This window comes from Pseudoalteromonas luteoviolacea, assembly GCF_021654285.1.
Classification (GTDB): Bacteria; Pseudomonadota; Gammaproteobacteria; order Enterobacterales; family Alteromonadaceae; genus Pseudoalteromonas; species Pseudoalteromonas luteoviolacea_J.
On record NZ_JAKFZS010000025.1, the window covers coordinates 1 to 16,324 of the forward strand.

Annotated in this window: 15 protein-coding genes and 2 pseudogenes; 14 read left to right on the forward strand and 3 right to left on the reverse strand. The window is 38.9% G+C overall.

Annotation, left to right across the window (positions count from 1 at the left end; genetic code table 11):
* Nucleotide 1 precedes the first annotated feature (1 nt).
* From L1077_RS20130 to L1077_RS20140, 3 genes are all read left to right on the forward strand, one after another.
* The gene (locus L1077_RS20130; RefSeq protein ID WP_237138700.1) at nt 2-940 is read left to right on the forward strand and encodes a transposase; all 939 of its coding nucleotides are present in this window, start codon (nt 2-4) and stop codon (nt 938-940) included.
* Between the two features lie 802 nt (nt 941-1,742).
* On the forward strand, nt 1,743-2,888 hold the full coding sequence (locus tag L1077_RS20135; protein ID WP_237138701.1) for a DUF3800 domain-containing protein: 1,146 nt from the start codon (nt 1,743-1,745) through the stop codon (nt 2,886-2,888).
* A 50-nt stretch (nt 2,889-2,938) separates the two neighbouring features.
* Nucleotides 2,939-3,415 (forward strand): hypothetical protein, encoded by a 477-nt coding sequence (locus tag L1077_RS20140; RefSeq protein WP_237138702.1) that lies wholly within the window; start codon nt 2,939-2,941, stop codon nt 3,413-3,415.
* A 368-nt stretch (nt 3,416-3,783) separates the two neighbouring features.
* On the opposite strand, the pseudogene L1077_RS20145 reads toward L1077_RS20140, so the two are convergent.
* Nucleotides 3,784-3,930: pseudogene (locus L1077_RS20145) on the reverse strand (IS110 family transposase); the annotation flags it as partial.
* Nucleotides 3,931-4,109: 179 nt separating this feature from the next.
* Nucleotides 4,110-4,393, reverse strand: a pseudogene (locus L1077_RS27695) (phage integrase N-terminal SAM-like domain-containing protein).
* A gap of 258 nt (nt 4,394-4,651) precedes the next feature.
* On the opposite strand from L1077_RS27695, the gene L1077_RS20155 reads away from it, so the two are divergent.
* The 11 genes from L1077_RS20155 (at nt 4,652) to L1077_RS20205 (ending at nt 14,904) form a co-directional block, all read left to right on the forward strand.
* Entirely contained in the window at nt 4,652-5,131 is a 480-nt protein-coding gene (locus L1077_RS20155; protein WP_237138703.1) for a hypothetical protein, read from the forward strand.
* 166 nt (nt 5,132-5,297) lie between these two features.
* Entirely contained in the window at nt 5,298-5,882 is a 585-nt protein-coding gene (locus tag L1077_RS20160) for a hypothetical protein (RefSeq protein WP_237138704.1), read from the forward strand.
* A 549-nt stretch (nt 5,883-6,431) separates the two neighbouring features.
* Nucleotides 6,432-6,716 carry a hypothetical protein gene (locus L1077_RS20165; protein WP_237138705.1) on the forward strand — a complete coding sequence of 95 codons (285 nt, stop codon included), beginning with the start codon at nt 6,432-6,434 and terminating at the stop codon, nt 6,714-6,716.
* A gap of 120 nt (nt 6,717-6,836) precedes the next feature.
* The gene (locus L1077_RS20170; protein ID WP_237138706.1) at nt 6,837-8,636 is read left to right on the forward strand and encodes a hypothetical protein; all 1,800 of its coding nucleotides are present in this window, start codon (nt 6,837-6,839) and stop codon (nt 8,634-8,636) included.
* 275 nt (nt 8,637-8,911) lie between these two features.
* Complete coding sequence (locus L1077_RS20175; protein WP_237138707.1) at nt 8,912-9,367, forward strand: RDD family protein; 456 nt, start codon at nt 8,912-8,914, stop codon at nt 9,365-9,367.
* Between the two features lie 230 nt (nt 9,368-9,597).
* Nucleotides 9,598-10,683 (forward strand): hypothetical protein, encoded by a 1,086-nt coding sequence (locus L1077_RS20180; RefSeq protein ID WP_237138708.1) that lies wholly within the window; start codon nt 9,598-9,600, stop codon nt 10,681-10,683.
* Between the two features lie 106 nt (nt 10,684-10,789).
* Nucleotides 10,790-11,167 carry a calcium-binding protein gene (locus tag L1077_RS20185; RefSeq protein WP_237138709.1) on the forward strand — a complete coding sequence of 126 codons (378 nt, stop codon included), beginning with the start codon at nt 10,790-10,792 and terminating at the stop codon, nt 11,165-11,167.
* Between the two features lie 263 nt (nt 11,168-11,430).
* Entirely contained in the window at nt 11,431-13,533 is a 2,103-nt protein-coding gene (locus tag L1077_RS20190) for a multicopper oxidase family protein (RefSeq protein ID WP_237138710.1), read from the forward strand.
* Between the two features lie 169 nt (nt 13,534-13,702).
* Nucleotides 13,703-13,891, forward strand: a complete 189-nt coding sequence (locus L1077_RS20195) for a hypothetical protein (protein WP_063362967.1) — start codon at nt 13,703-13,705, stop codon at nt 13,889-13,891.
* 219 nt (nt 13,892-14,110) lie between these two features.
* Nucleotides 14,111-14,299: a hypothetical protein gene (locus L1077_RS20200; protein ID WP_237138711.1), complete on the forward strand. Its 189-nt coding sequence runs from the start codon at nt 14,111-14,113 to the stop codon at nt 14,297-14,299.
* A 71-nt stretch (nt 14,300-14,370) separates the two neighbouring features.
* On the forward strand, nt 14,371-14,904 hold the full coding sequence (locus tag L1077_RS20205) for a nucleotidyltransferase family protein (RefSeq protein WP_237138712.1): 534 nt from the start codon (nt 14,371-14,373) through the stop codon (nt 14,902-14,904).
* A gap of 69 nt (nt 14,905-14,973) precedes the next feature.
* Here the strand turns inward: L1077_RS20205 and L1077_RS20210 are convergent, their stop codons facing one another.
* Nucleotides 14,974-16,167, reverse strand: coding sequence for a CobW family GTP-binding protein (locus tag L1077_RS20210; RefSeq protein WP_063362965.1), 1,194 nt, complete (start codon nt 16,165-16,167; stop codon nt 14,974-14,976).
* Nucleotides 16,168-16,324: the final 157 nt, after the last annotated feature.

The window sequence follows — 16,324 nt, forward strand, 5'->3', positions numbered from 1 at the left end:
CTTGATAGCACGGTGTGTACGCCGTGCTTTTTTGTGTGGAGAAGATAAGTACACAGGTAAAAACTTTGACCATAGACGAACTTGGTTAGTCGAAAGAATAAAGCTGTTAAGTCGTGTATTTGCCATTGATATAGCAGCTTATGCCATCATGAGTAATCACTATCATTTGGTTGTTAAAGTAAATAGGCAGCTAGCTCTTAGTTGGTCAGATAACGAAGTAATATCTAGATGGTATAAGTTGTACAAAGGTAGTCCTATCGCAGATAAGCATCGAAACGGTGATACTCTTAGTGAGGCAGACCAACTGCTTGTATCTGAGTTAGTTGAAAAGTGGCGAACTAGGCTGTTTGACATTAGTTGGTTTATGAAAAACTTGAATGAGTACATTGCAAAAGAAGCAAACAAGGAAGATAACTGCACGGGCAAATACTGGGAAGGGCGGTATAAATCACAAGCCTTGTTAGATGAGACGGCATTGCTCAGTTGCATGGCTTACGTGGACTTAAATCCAATTCGAGCCAACATGGCAAATAATCTTGAGGATAGCGACTTTACATCGATTCAAGAGCGCATAAAGCACTTTAAAAACACCAAATCAAACTCAAAAAAATCAAATCCAAATGAAGCCAAGAGCCATGTTAAACAACCTAAATCACTAAAACCGTTTGGTGCGAGGGAGCATGTAAACACAATACCATTCTCATTAATTGACTACCTTGAGCTAGTTGACTGGACGGGTCGACATGTTCATCCCAAAAAGAAGGGTTACATACCAAAGTGTACGCCCAATATTCTAGTATCACTAAGCATCGAAGAAGCGACGTGGCTGGATAGGATACAAAGTTTTGGAAGTCACTATGGTAACTTTGCGGGTTCGCAAACTGTGTTAAGAGTACATGCCGCTAAAAATGATGTGAATTGGTATAAAGGAGTTGGTTAGTAAAAAGTAGTTTTAGCCTTGCTTATCAATCTAGACTCTTCTTGTTTAATAAAATGAATATATTCCTAAGTTATATTTATTTCTACCATAAAGCGGATTTTAGTCACGTTACTCAGAAACACCTTAGGCTTGGAATACATCTCTGAATTCGGCTCTAACTTTAAAACAGAAAAGAATAGAAAAGTGCCTGTCCTACTATTTGCCTTCGGCAAGTAATAGTATCCGTTTACGTGTGTTGGGTTCTTTTCGAGAAAGCGCTAAAAGCGGTTCAAAATACTTGGGTTCAACGTTATTTAGTCTGTAATTTTATATGCTCTATATTAGATCAGATATTTAAGCGGATTGGTATAAAACAGAAAAGAACAGAAAAGTGCCTGTCCTATTTGTTCTCCATCATGTAACCTTTGGAAGAAATCATTCGGTGTAGGTAAAAACCTTAGTAGAGGTCAGGTTCGCAATATTTTAGGCATCCTTAATCAAGAATGGGCTAAAGCCTCTAATATGGATATCTGGATTACAGAGTTTCTCTTTGGTGGGGTACGTATAGATATTTCATACAGCGGTAAAAACTGCAATTGGGGTAATCGTTCAATATCCTATAGCTCATGTAGTGTAGGAGGTGTTTATCGGACTTATTATTCTATCAGGGGTAACAGTTGGTTTTTGTCTTACAAAAAGCATACATAACAAACACTTTAAAAGCGGACAAAATTCAGTTGGCTGGTTTCGCTCCGCTTCATATTATAGCCAACCAAATTTTGCCTTTTAACTGAGGCGTTATATTCTCCAGGGAGTTTGGTGAATGAGTTATACATTTTTTTATGATGAATCAAACAATATTCGAAAGCTTTTCCTCAAAGGAAAACGATTTAATACGGATTCACATTCTAATCCATCGCCGTGCTTTGTTCTTGCAGGAATAGTGCACGAAGGTGATGTTGCAGAAAGTGATATCAAAGAACTTTTAAATACTCTTAAGCTTCCTCCATCGGCTAAAGAATTGAAGTTCAAACAGGTTGCGAAAGGTGGATTTCTTGATAACCTAAAATCTAAAAAGCTGGTGACTATATTAGAGTGGTTGCTTAAAAGTGATTACTATATTCATTATGACAACATCAATATGGAATACTGGTCTTTAGTGGATGTCATTGATGATTGTTGTGAGCATGTAGACAAATATGGAGGTTTAAACTATTCACCTGCTGGCGGAAAGAGAATGTACCTTGACTATCATAAGGATGCACTATACGAGCTAATGAAAATGAATAAGTCCAACTTTCTGAGCTTGTTATCAAAGTATGCCTACCCAAAAGTAGAGCCTAAAGATGCAGCTTCTTTTAATAAAGGATTGAATAAATTAGCAAAAAAATACTCTAAGCCAGAGGCAAGGGCGAGGAAAATTGTAGACAAAAGAACTTCATTTAGTTTGTTAAGTCTTTCTAAGCTGTTCGATATGTGCCGTAATATTGAAGAGTACTTTTTTGTGTATGACCATAAAGTGGGGTCATTAATTGACGGCTTTTCAATCTTTTACAACCAAAGAATAAAGCTTTTCAATGGCTCGAAGCATGTATTAGATAATGAATTTGAAATTCAAAAGTGTTTTGAGCAATATGAGGATTATGATAAGGAACTCAGTAGCATTAATTACGAATTTGTTGACTCAAACTCATACATTGAGGTGCAAGTTTCAGATGTGTTATGTGGCCTGTTTAAAAATTATTTCACGTTCATAAGCAATTTAAAACTTAGTGATTTAGATGAAGTTAAATCATCACTAACTGGCCATCAGCAAAATTGTTTACAGCTAATATCTGACCTTATATCTAAGTCAGATAATAAAAATAAAGATTTCCTTTTTCACGTCATGTCCATGGGCGAACATGAAAAGCATAAACAGTTCATGTTCGGAGAATATAACAAGTCAAATCACGCGGATGCAGCATAGCTGCACCGGTGTTTGAAGCGTTATACGTATCGAAGGATCGGTGTGGTAATATGAAATACTTTTCAATTTTTTTGATTTTAGTTTCAATTGTTGGTTGCAAATCTACGAGAAACACCATCGAATATACGGACCCTGGTTTTTATCTTCGACCAGTTTTAAAAATGAAAGTAGTTCCTACTTTCTCAAATCCTGTTATCTACGAGGTCAATAGACATAAACCTTATCATTTATTAACTACAACTTATGAGGGCGCTGGTGGTTATGATTGGAAAGGTATTAAATCAAAGAAACGTATTGAGTTAACGGAAGAACAGTACTCAACTTTAGTGAGCAAATTAGAGAAAGCATTGGAATTTCCAAAAGATAAAACTCGGGGAATGGATGGAGATACTTGGATGCTAGAAAGCTCTTTATATCAATACACTGCCGTAGCGTTTTGGGAGCCCGAACATAAAACCGATCAGCGTGGACTTGAAGGTTTTGTAAAATTAAAAAATTATCTTACACAACTAAGCACCGAAAATTAGGTGTAAAATACGTATAACAAGCTGTTAAACAAGGACAAAATACAGTTGGCTTTTGCTCCTTCGTCGCTATCTTAGCCAACAATTTTTAGCCTGTTAACAGGGCTACATGGACTCCCCTTTGTCAAGCAGCAGGTGTCTTCGACAACAAGAAGATCTGATAGCAGCTCTAGGCTCGGCGTTTATTAGCTTTGCTACGCTATCGCCCTGGTGATTTTCGCTTGAGCAATGACCTCATTCGTTAGACAGTATTTTCTACTTCCCGATTAAACAGGTTTTGTTGCTCTCGGTCTGACCGTGTTATCGTCAATAGCTATTGCTGAGACTCGGTGGGATTAAGTGTTTTGGTGAACCTCGTTTAGTTAATTAAATCACACATAATCAACCTGATATTCTTTGCCTGATTGCAGTAGGGCCCAGATTAGATGGGCATTTTTCGCAGCCAATGCCACAACCGCGCGTTTAAAACCATCTCGTTCAATCAAGTCTTGTAACCACACACTGGTTTTATCTGCTTTTGTTTGACCTCCTGTTGGACAGGCACAAATTAATTGCTTAAATCGAGCTGTTTAAATATCCAGCATAAAGTTAAGTTGAATAGGAATGACAAGAGCTCGGAAAACACTAACCCCCGTGCCCAGTAATGTTCACTGGAGAACAGAAAAGTGCCTGTCCTATTTGTTCTATTCTATTTGTTCTATTTGTTCAACTTAGATTGGCGCTTGCTTCTTACAAACGTTAAATTAGGACACAAATCCTGTTTAATGATTTGTTTATACAGAAAAGATAAGGAATTTAACGCTGTCGCTTGTGTTTTAGGCGACACATTACGTTTAAGTACAAGGTAGTCGAGATATTCGACAACCTCGGTATTGCCCATAGAAGTGGGTGTCGCTTGCCATGAAAGTGAATATAGGAAGAAATCCACTCAAGGTATGTATCAACGGTTCTGAGAGAATATTGCTTAGTCAACATAAACATCGACGGTGTGGTTTAAAAATGGTGAACGAGTTCTCATTAAGTTAGCTCTAAAGTATATCTGTATTTATATACAGTTTTGCTGTGTTTCTCCCATAGTCAAGAAAACGACCCAGTGGTTCGTTTTGATCCTTTCCATAATGTCTATAATGATTGAAAAATATAGCTTTAGCAACAAGTTAGTTATTGTGATAAAAGTGATACAATGAGAAGAATGACCCGTTGGGTCGATATTAAATTGTTAGCAGTAAAGAGAAGTGCATGGTTAGTTCCTTTACATTATTCTTCGTGTTTTTTTTATTCGGCTGCTCTTTTGAGCCCAAAGAAGACCTGACAAATGTATTTGGAATTCATATTGGCAAAGCGATACCAGATGAATATTTAAAAACAAGTACTGTTGAATATCCAACTCGAATTTTTTATTTAAACGTAAAAGAAACTGACGGACTAAACGTATTCGATTCATTTATTGTTCAAATAATTGATTCTACTAAGAATGTATATTCTATTATTGCTGAAAAAGAATACGTGAATGCAAATGGCTGTAATGCAGCATTTAAGGATTTGTACCAATTGCTAAATGAAAAGTATGAGCATTTAAAAAAAACAAGAGAACTTGATATTGATGGTAAAGTAATATCAGTTGACGATGGCTATAAGTCTTCCAACGGTAAATATCATTTGACATTTGGTTGTACAATTGATGATAAAAATATCAATAAATTAAACCTTTCTCTCTAGGACGTGGAATCAAAAATCGAAGTAAAGAAGCTTTGGAGTGATTTTACTGCTAACAAGTAACTTAAAAGGACGCAAAATGCTTGGCTTGCGCTCCTTCGTTGTTAATTTTAGCCAAGCATTTATGCGCCCATTGGTAAGGCGTTATATCTAAAAATGTATGGAGTTTATGATGTTTCGAAACCTGATATTTGTTGTATCGTTATTGTTGCTAGCGGGATGTGCTTCCACTGGTGCTAAAAAATCATATCAGCCAGTGAAGAAGATCTATGAGACAACTCAATTTAACCCCGTGTTGGGTGAAATTCCTAGCGATCATCCTGAATATCTAAAAGCAAGTGGCGAATGCGAAAGCATAGTTTATGCAGAAGGAATTCAGATTAATGGTGAAACAGTAAAAGATCGAAGCAAGCTAAATAAGATATCTACTGAACATATGTCTGAGTATATTAAAAATAGACTTTATAAAGATCTAGATATAAATGGTGCATATCACGGAGCAAGTGCAGCTGTTTCTGTCACAACAGGAAATTACACTTCATCATATAGCTCTAAGAGCAAGCCAAAGTCATATGGTGATTATATGAAGGAGTATATGTCTCTCGAAAAGCCACAAGATATAAAAGCTATAGATGACCTCCAAGAGCGCTATATAAAATGTATGCGTGAAGATAAACAGTTTAGGCCGTTCAAAACAATAGTTAAGGATGCAAAAACCGGCGAAGTGTTAATGGTCCACGAACTAAATAAATAGGATATAGCAAGCCAATTAAGGGGGGGCTTGGCGGCACCCCTTATCGGAGCGTTGGTATGACTCCCTCTGGCAAGTTAAACACACTGATCTTTGCCTAACTTTAAGGCATAATTTCTTAACTTGAATTCGGGGTGGAAAAATGAGTAATAAACGTGTTTGTAAGAAAACCTGCTGCCTGAATTCATGATGGACAGCTCCTGATTTTAGCTTCGCACCTTCAATCTGGCACATTTGCCAATAAACAGGGAGCCCATCTCATTCGTTATGTGAATGTATGAAGATGAAATTGTTACTGGTTGTTTTATTTTTAAGCCCATTAGTTTTTTGGCATGGATACAAACCTATCCGAATATTGGCACCTGAGCTTAATGGTTTGAACTGTGTTAGTGCTACCATCTGTATTGATGACTCTTCTAAACTTGGTGATGCATCAAGGCTTTATTCATCAGCATATTTTTTCATAGAAAAAAAGTGGCTTCGTTCGAGAAAAGTCCTAAAGTAATTTTTTGTTCTACTTCGGCCTGCTTTAACTCATTCGGTCTTGAACACATGAGAGCTTTAACAATTAGTACAATTGGTATAATAGTAGGTCCTAGAGGTTGGAATTCGACTTTCCTCTCTCATGAATTTGTTCACCATTTACAGCATGAAAAACTTGGTAACTTTGAGGTATGGCTAGATACTCCTCAATGGTTCATGGAAGGTATGGCTTATTCTGTCACTGACAAACGTGAAGTTTTAGATGAACCATGGGAAAGTCACCGTGCTAAGTTTGAGCTTTGGAACAAGAACTTAGAGACTAATAATTTCTGGCAAAGGGCACGCTCACTGTAAATTCTTAAAGGACGGACACAAAAAGCTTGGCTGTGCTCCTTTGTCGCTAATTTTGCCAAGCGTTTTGCGCTGGTTAGGGACGGAACCTGCTGGACAATTTTTCTAACCTCAAACAGAAAAGTGCCTGTCCTATTTGTTATCCTATTTGTTACCGACCTATTTCAATACGAGGCGCGTTTCTTCGTTGATTTAACTGCGGATGAGGGGCATCTCATTGGTAAAGTGAGTGGTTGTGGAGGGTCTTTTGATACCTATCAAAGGACTTATGCAAAGTATGTTGTATATGAACCGACAGAAGATTGCACAATACATACTGAGTTTTACACTGATGAAGTAATGACTGGACGCTTTTTGTTTGTTGAGGAATTGGATCATGAAGTACCAATCAGTAGTTACTTTACAATTGATGATGAGCATCGCGGGACTTTGTACGGCTTAGATGAAATTAAGTCTTTCTCATTGACGCGAACCGGAGATAAATATTATCAGGCTCGCCTATCAGGCATTCATCCCGTAATCGTTAAATTGGATGAAATGACGCTGATTGAAGTCAATGGTTTTGACCTAAGTTTCGAAGAAGATGGTACCTACTTAAGTTGGCGGCAGGTTAAAAACTATCAATCTTCGCTAATAGAAAAAAGAAAGGTCATAAACAGTGCGGATATAGACAGTCTTCAAGTGGAAGAGAGTTCACTTGTAGGGCGTTGGTATCTGACATACGGAAATTATGCCAGGAATAGTCTTGAGCTTGAACTAAATACTGAAACAGGTTCAATGCAGTGGCCAGTCGTGTCTGAGGCCCAGCAAACCATGATATTGGAAATGGATGCTGATAATAACGGCAGAATGATCACAGGGTTTGGCACTGATATAGAGGCGTCTCAAGCGCTTAACTGGAAGCTTAATTCACAGGGTAAATTAATTTTAACAACGGTGAGTCAAGCAGACTTTGCTGAGCTTACGCTTTTCGAGGAGCGTGCTGGTGGATTTGCGTTTGCGATTGATACTATGAGTGAACTCAATGGTGGCGTGTATAAAGACGATTGGTTACGTCATGGGTCAGGAATTTTATTTAAAGCGCAATCTTCCCTATCGTTGACTGATGTAGTTGGTCAGCATCGAACATTAGGTGGGAGTGACGGATTTGATATTTTTGCTGATGGCCGAGTTGTAAATAACGATGGCGTGACTAAAAAAACGGCATCTGTTGCGAATAATATTTTATCAGTATCTCATCCATACGATATCGAGTCTAACAAAGCAGATCCTCATTGTGATCCTGAGTCACAAGGTTGTGAGCTGAGAGAGTCTAGTAAATTAGAGGTGCTTGGGATACATGAGGGTAAAATATACCTAGATGTTTTTGATCTTGATGGTCGTGGTAATGGAAAACACTTTGTTGCATATGATTTTAAACCAAACACTAGCCTGAATGGTTTTGAGCCACATCATTTAGACGGCTTAATTGTGAACGATAAACATAATGGTAAGCCAAGGCAATGGTTATTTCATAAGCATATGCAGACAAATGCGAGTATATTAACCATATCTAGTATAGATGGTGAAACCGTCTACCCTATAAACCTAATTGACGGTGTTATTATTGCTCAAGTTCAGTCGACTCCATATCGTTTGAAGTTGCTGTCAAATGACTCACAAGGCTTCTCTGCTTGTTGGCAAGAAGTTGGTAAAGAGTGCGGGCCTGAAGATACTCTCACATTTGATTATACTCCCCCTAAGATAAATGTTGCGTTGAATATCATTGGTGAGGTCACACACTCCACTAACTTCGAGCTGGGCTATATATCATTTGGTCAACAGGCTGGCGTAAATCTTAATGTTAATAATACAAGAGGAGCTGGGCCTAAGCTAAAGAGTTTTGAAGGCTGTGGTTTAAGAATCTTCAGAGTTGAGTCTTAGTCTACAACTTTTAATACCCCGATGTTATTTGAAGACTGTTCGATAAATATAGAGGTTGAGTGATTACTCTTTGATTGAGCTATTGGTGTGACCGATGCTGCACCAATACTGTTGGGCTCTTATGGTGTCTTTCTTTTGCTATGAATGAGCACCACAATACAGCCGTGATTTTTCGCGGCTTTTTTATATTATATATTAGCACAGTAAAATTTACTGCTAGTCGTTCTTTCAATAGATAGCTATGATAGCCTCTACTTTTTTTAGTGGTTTAATTTATGAATAAAATTGAGAATGAGCGCCCAAGCTATGTTGGTTTTTGGGCTCGCTTTGGTGCAAGCATAATTGATACGGTTTTTCTTATGTTACTCACAGTGCCTTTAATTTATATGATTTATGGTAAGGCATACTGGCAATCCACGGATGTCATGCAAGGGCCCGCAGATTTTTTGATAAGTTATATTCTCCCGTTGATTGTTGTTATTCTATTCTGGTTATATAAGTCAGCAACGCCCGGAAAAATGGTGATTAAGGCAAAAATTGTTGATGAAAAAACTGGGGCAAACTTATCTAAAAAACAGTCTATTATTAGGTATGTTGCCTATTATATTTCAATGCTTCCTTTTGGCCTTGGCTTTTTTTGGGTGGCTTGGGATGCTAAAAAACAAGGCTTTCATGACAAGATCGCAGGCACTGTGGTTATTCGCTTACACGATGAAGGGGAGCAAGGATAACGGCGCTGTCAGTTTAATTTTCATTGTGTTAATTTATAAAGGCTGACTGTTTTCGGTCAGTCTTTTCACATTTCTGCTCTTATATTTCTACGTAAAAGCTGTATTTTCATTGAACGTCTTTTCTTAATTCAAAGACTTTACGGGTCAAAAAATATTCTCGTTTATGCAACATAACCGTCACGCAAGTCATTTAATTTAGCCTAAAAATAAAACAACAAAAGAGTGTAAGGATGCTGCAAAAAAAGCATTTTTTGAATAGATATCTAGTTGCGATAGTCATTTTTATTTTGTTTGCAGGTATTTATTTTTCACAATTGGGTGTTTCATCAAAATCAAATCAATCTGAACCACAAAAGTCGGCGCAAAAAAAAATCGTTCAAACTGATTTTTTATCTGACGACAGCGAAAATAATCAAGTACAAGATCAGAGGTTAGTTTCATCTGCCGACAGTAAAACAACAAATACCACGTTAAAAAACGATTTAAATATCACAGCTAGTGACAAGCTTGATAATACGTTGGAGCAGCTTAAAGCCAGCATCACACAAAACCCCGAACCTCTTAAGCATGCCATTATGGGTCCGAGTAATAAGCATATCGCAATGCGTACACAGCTTTTGATGTTGCTTGAGCAGGACCCTAATTTAGTCACTGAATTGATTGATACATTTATCCATGACCCAAATAGCTTGCTTGGCAGGGAGCTCAGTGCGGTGCTATCTGAGTCAGGGCATCCAATGGCGCAAGTCGCGGCGCTCGATATGGCGCTGGATCTATCGAATGATGAGCAAGCAAGATCAGCTGGCCTGTTGCTCCTAGCGAAAATGGACGAAGTCACAGGTGAGACACGAGATCGCGTATTGGCACATATTGATGCTGGGAATGATCTCAGTTCTGATCTGCAGCAGTTTGCTTTGATGGCATTAAAACCAGCTCCAAGTTCAGCAGAAGACTATCAACGTGTACACCAAACCTTGTCAAAAGTAGTACAAGCAGAAGATAAAAATGTGCGTCGCCACGGGGTTTATCAAATGGCGCAATGGGCGACCAACAACGAGGATTTAAAAGGCGTGAGAACATTGGCTTTGACTGATCCGGATGTTAATACACGTGCGCGCGCGGTCATGTCCTTGGGAGACAGCCCTTTTAAATCAGATGAAAATCGCAGTGTGCTTTGGCAAGTAGTGGATGATGAAAATGAGCCACCTCCCATTCGACTGTATGCACTTAAATCACTTTCCAGATACGCCTTAAACGACACTGAAATAACAAAACTACGTTTGATGCATAGCGATATACGTGATGATTCAAATTGATGTCACAGTTAAAAAATGCTGCTTTGTAGTCTGTAGCAGAATAGACAGGATTTGGGATTAATTTTCCAAAAAAACAAGTAAAACAATCAATTATAATTAAGGAAAAATGATGAAACGAGTAAATTTACTTATGGTAGTCGGTACGCTGGCTGCGGCTTCTTTTGCAAGTTCTGCTGAAGCGCGTGGCACACACTATGGCACTGGTGGTGATGACATTATCGTTGGTAGCACAGGTACTGATATCATTTATGGTTATGATGGTAACGACCGTCTTTATGGCAAAACCGGTAGTGACATTCTTTATGGTGGTAACGGGAATGATAAGTTGTATGGAGATACCGCATCTGACCGACTTTACGGTGGTAATGGAGATGATTATTTAGAAGGCGGTACTGCTGGTGATTTTTATTATGGTGGCGCAGGTTATGATATCTGTAAAAATATCACAGGTACACCGTATTATAACTCTTGCGAGAGCTTTTAAACGCAAGGTTTAGTATTACTTATGATTTTTAAGGGAGTATTTCTCCCTTATTTCCTCTCTTTTGGTGCTTAGTTTTGTGTAATAAGTAACAAGGTTTCCTTTCTTTTTAGCACTTATATAAATCCATAGCGTAATTAATTTATACATTAACAGGCCGAAGTGGCGGGACATGTATAACCCAAATGTGTAATACAGTGTAATGGCTTTCTAAATATACAGATTTGACAATATGAAAAGACGTACAATCACCAAAGGATTACTCTATGCGTATGAAAAAGTCGGTGTTTATTGCTTTAAGTGCGATGTTATCTGCCTCGTGCTCCTCTTTAGAGCATGTTCACACACATCATAAACAGTCTCAGTGGCAGCCAAACTATTTTGATGTTAAAGACTATAACCCCTCAGCATATCTACCATCATCGATGCCGTCTTCGAAAGACTGTGAATATGAATATATTCCTCCCGAGCTCGCGCCGTTTGAGAACCCAGAGGTACTTAGTTCTATAAAGGGTGAACTCAATTTTACAATGGCGGTTCAGTACCAGCAAAGGGAAATCGCAAAATGTAATACATGGTTACGAAATTATGCTTATAAACGAAATCCGAACGATAAATTTAAAAGTGCTTTGGTGGGTCCAACATTAAGGCTTGCGCCTGGCGAAATTTTACGGTTTAGGTTAGAAAACCGGTTACCCGGCTGTGATAAGGCACCTGATTATTTATGCGCGGGCAGTGGGCATGGTTCACATCATTCAGATGAACTATTGAGTGATGCGCAAACAAAAAAAATGAATACACCGCATAATTTTAATGTCACTAACTTTCATACTCATGGTTTGTGGGTTTCACCGAGTAAGCGTAGTGATAATGTGTTGTTAGAGCTCCAACCTGGGAAAGGGTTTGAATATGAAATCAGAATACCGGAAGATCACCCACAAGGGACATTTTGGTATCACGCGCATGTTCATGGCTCTACAGCGCTACAAGTATCAAGTGGGATGGCAGGCGCCATCATCATTGAAAGTGATACATCGGAAAAAAACATTGCGACGCAGCCTCAAATTAAAGGAAAAGCTGACAACATTTTTGTGCTACAGCAAGTGGCATATGATTGTAATGGGATAATCGAATACTATGAAGTGGGTGATACACCTGCCGATGTGTCTGTGTGTACCAAAGAAATTCCTGGTCAGCCGGGGAAATTTGAAAAGCTCAGCATATTTGGGCCGGGCAGTTGGCAAAAAATGCAGCGCAGAACACTGATTAATGGATTGGTTGTTCCTCAAATTAAGATGAAACCCAATGAAATTCAGCGTTGGCGATTTATCCATGCAGGAGTACGAGAAACAGTAAAGCTGTCAGTTGTTGAATCTAATTGGAATAAAAGCCTGAACCCAAAGCCACTTGGCTTTCTTAATCAAATCTCAGTGGATGGTTTAAATACGGGTCAATTGGATAGATGGGATTTAGCCAATAAAGATTATTCTATTGAGCCGTTGCAGCCAGGATATCGTGCAGACTATTTGTATCAAGCGCCCAGTAAAGCGGGAGTTTACTGGTTAGTGGATTTGGACTCAGCGCCTCATAAGTCTTTGCAAGGGGTGCCAGAGGATACCGCTGAGCTGTTACAAATTGTTGTTGAAGGCAACCCAGTAGGCACTGCACAAGCCAAACTGCCAACAAGCAATAGTCTATTGCAATATCAAGCACACAAAGCACCTACCGAGCAAGAAATTAGACAAATGACACATGATACCTATATCGAAAACATGATGTTTTATTTGGGAGAGCGCGCGTCAGTTAAAGGGCGAGATAATATAAGTTGCCAAGATGTCAGCAATGCTGATTTGAATGATGGTAATGCGCCGCCTGGAAGCAAAGGTGGAGATGTGATTTTTTCAGTTGATGGTAAGCCTTATGGGCAAATTGAAACACGAGAGTTAGAGCTTGGCCAATGGCAGCGATGGGACTTATGTACGAGAGGCCTTGCTCCGATGCACCCATTTCATATTCATGTCAATCCGTTTTATGCGCAGAGGAAAGGCCCTGATGGTAACCCGCAATGGGTGTGGAGAGACACCTTAGCCATAGAGAAAGATGAGTACTCAGGTGTGCCATTTCATGATATTGGCAAGCAAGTATATATAAAAGATTATCATGATATTGAGAAGTATGTCTCTGAAAAGCAGGGGAAAGCGCCGCATACCGTGATTTACAGTAAATATCGTTACCCCAACTCCCTACCGGGATTTAAAGGTAATGTAAAACAGCAATATACTGGTGATTTTGTATTGCATTGCCATATTCTTGATCATGAGGATCAAGGCATGATGCAAAAAGTAAGGTTAGTTGATAGCAAGCAATAGAAAGCGTTTCAACATGCCCTCTGAGCCTAGGCTTTATCACCTTGGCTTTGAGGGCAATAAATCATCGTCAAGCGCACAGAGTTAATTGGGTGGTTGAATTTTAGTCATTTGAGTGTTTTCGAGTGTAACGAGTATATTGGATCTTCAATCAATAATAAGGAGAGTTTGTATGAAATTACATTTAAAGAAGAAAGCGATCAAAAAGTTGCAAGGGCAAACAATTTTAGTTGAGCGCACAAATCAAATTGCTGGCGGTGCTCAGTCAAGAAGTCCTTTTAATTGCCCTCACACTCAGCCAGCGTGGTATTGCATGAGTTACTTAGGTTGTATCAGTAATAGACCTGAAGTCAGCTGTTAATTCATGGGAGCGATTGCTCCCAAATTAATATGACTCCAAGATTAACCATCGTTACTACTTAGATTTCGTGAACTGATTTCATATTATTAAATGACAACATCACGACATTTTCCTCGTGCACATTTTTACATGTTATTAAGATAGTTTGGTTTTAAACGTTTACCTTAAGAGATGGTATCTTGTATATTGATGGTTTTATAATCAATAAGGAAAATTGAAATGAAACTACAATTAAAAAAGAAAGCGATGAAAAAGCTTCAATCACATCCCCTTCCAACCAAACAAACGCATAAAGTTGCTGGCGGCGCGCAAACTGGAAGTCCGTATTATTGTCCTTTAACAAAACCTCAATGGTACTGCATGAGCCATATTGGGTGCATCAGCTTTAGACCCGAAATGACTTGCTAATTTAAAAGAGTTCATAGGCAAAAACTACGATTATCTTTACTATGATGCTTTAAAACATTTTATGAGCCAAGATGGATAAGGTTATCGAACTGGTTAAACGAGACCCTATAAGGCTAAAAGCACTTGATGCGGTTGCCCAATTAGCGTTGCCGCAATGTTATATAGCCGCAGGATTTGTTCGTAATTTAATTTGGGACTCACTCCACGATTTTAGAGGGTTTACGCCTTTAAATGATGTGGACGTGGTTTATTTTGATGCTGATGAAGCCGGTTCAAGTCGGTATTTAGTATATGAGAAGCAGCTGTCGAATTGCATGCCTGAGCTTAACTGGCAAGTGCGTAATCAGGCTAATATGCATATTAAAAATCAAGATGAACCATACACCAGTACATTGCATGCGATGAGCTATTGGCCTGAAAAAGAAACGGCAGTCGCAATTACTCAAGTCACAAAGCACCAATATGAATGCATTGCGGCTTTTGGTTTTGAATCGCTTTTTCGCGGGCAGTTAACCTATAATCCAAAAAGGAAAAGGGCAGTTTTTGATACAAGAGTACGTTCAAAAGGCTGGTTAGTACATTGGCCAAAGCTTAACGTGATGTAACGATGACATGTAACTCACATGTAGGTAAGGGCAGGAAAGTATCTTAGCCTTCCTGCCATGTTAACGTGATTAGATCTTTGCGACATTGGTTGGCCACGGATCTTCAAAAGTGCCGCCGTTTCGCCAAAAATTGAGTTCTTCATCTGTTAAAAAACATGCTTCAAGTGCTTTTACGAAACTCGACGCCTCATCTTTTTGACCAATGACTGTCAGTCGGCAGCGCCTATCACCAAATCGACTCTCTATTTTATCGACTTTTTTCTTTAAAATATCATAGTGCTCTTGGGTAAAATTATGGCTTTCGTCTTTTAAAATGGGCGCGCGCCAGAAACCAACAAATTCTAGTCCAACGCTGCCATTAGCTTGGCTCCATAATAAAGACATCTCATCTCTGGTTGGTAGCCAAAAGAACCCTTTACTGCGAAAAACACCATGGGTTAAGTGGTTATGGCACACCTCCCATAAACGCGTTGGGTGAAACGGTCGATCATCTCTTATGACTTTAGACACAATTTTTTGATTCTGTTTGCCTGATAGCGTTAAAGGGGCATTGACGGTGCTGCGCAGCTCAGTGATCAACTGTTCAACTAAAAAGAAGTTATAGTCTTCAAATTGGTGAAATTGCGTCACATCCATATTGCCCCAAGCTGTCCCAGAGATAGCCGCATAAGGGTTAATTGGGTGTAGTGCTTGCGCTATGGTCTCGACCGCTTTTGCGGTTATTTTATCCGTTTTGGTCAAAAAGATTTGGTTAGAAAATAAGATTTGCTCAACCAGTAAGTTTTCAATGCCTCTGATTTGATTGCTCAGGTTTTCTTGCCATTTAGGCACAAGCGATTGTGCAAATTGGTAATCGTCTTTTAACCAGGTTGAGTCAACGAGTGTGACAACGCCTTTTAACGCATAGTCGCGATTATTTTTGAAGAACTCAATCAAAGGCAAAGGGTGGCTGCTGCCAGAAGTTTCGATAATGATCCAAGGTGGCTGCGCATTTTTTTTCAGCGTTTTTAATGCCACTTTAAGTTCTTTAAGGCCTTTTGCACTGCTAATACTGTGGCCGCTGATGGTAAAAAAGTCATTACTGTCATCATCAAAGACCTCGGTGTTTTTAATCAAAACCCCGTCGACATCCAATTCACTCATGTCGTTTACAACTACGCCCGGTACACAGTCATGCTCAACAGACTGAGAAAGTATACTACGCAGTAAAGTGGTTTTACCTGAACCTAAAAAGCCGTGCAAAATGGTAACTGGAATAGACATTAAATTTTCCTAATATGCTTCGATATTTCTGGTTTTGAAGCTAAGCAGTAACAGAATAATGGGTTTGTTTTGGTACAATATAACATAACTTGACGCGTCGGTGGTAAAGCGCTTGGTTGGTTTGGTTAAAGTCGCTGTGATTTGTAAAACGCAGGTA

Bases quoted from the DNA above. Each gene is read 5' to 3' on its own strand.
- L1077_RS20180 (WP_237138708.1), top strand. From the start codon at position 9,598: ATGCTGCAAAAAAAGCATTTTTTGAATAGATATCTAGTTGCGATAGTC.
- L1077_RS20135 (WP_237138701.1), top strand. From the start codon at position 1,743: ATGAGTTATACATTTTTTTATGATGAATCAAACAATATTCGAAAGCTT.
- L1077_RS20185 (WP_237138709.1), top strand. From the start codon at position 10,790: ATGATGAAACGAGTAAATTTACTTATGGTAGTCGGTACGCTGGCTGCG.
- L1077_RS20190 (WP_237138710.1), top strand. From the start codon at position 11,431: ATGCGTATGAAAAAGTCGGTGTTTATTGCTTTAAGTGCGATGTTATCT.
- L1077_RS20200 (WP_237138711.1), top strand. From the start codon at position 14,111: ATGAAACTACAATTAAAAAAGAAAGCGATGAAAAAGCTTCAATCACAT.
- L1077_RS20155 (WP_237138703.1), top strand. From the start codon at position 4,652: ATGGTTAGTTCCTTTACATTATTCTTCGTGTTTTTTTTATTCGGCTGC.
- L1077_RS20175 (WP_237138707.1), top strand. From the start codon at position 8,912: ATGAATAAAATTGAGAATGAGCGCCCAAGCTATGTTGGTTTTTGGGCT.
- L1077_RS20165 (WP_237138705.1), top strand. From the start codon at position 6,432: ATGAGAGCTTTAACAATTAGTACAATTGGTATAATAGTAGGTCCTAGA.
- L1077_RS20140 (WP_237138702.1), top strand. From the start codon at position 2,939: ATGAAATACTTTTCAATTTTTTTGATTTTAGTTTCAATTGTTGGTTGC.
- L1077_RS20160 (WP_237138704.1), top strand. From the start codon at position 5,298: ATGATGTTTCGAAACCTGATATTTGTTGTATCGTTATTGTTGCTAGCG.
- L1077_RS20205 (WP_237138712.1), top strand. From the start codon at position 14,371: ATGGATAAGGTTATCGAACTGGTTAAACGAGACCCTATAAGGCTAAAA.
- L1077_RS20195 (WP_063362967.1), top strand. From the start codon at position 13,703: ATGAAATTACATTTAAAGAAGAAAGCGATCAAAAAGTTGCAAGGGCAA.
- L1077_RS20210 (WP_063362965.1), bottom strand. From the start codon at position 16,167: ATGTCTATTCCAGTTACCATTTTGCACGGCTTTTTAGGTTCAGGTAAA.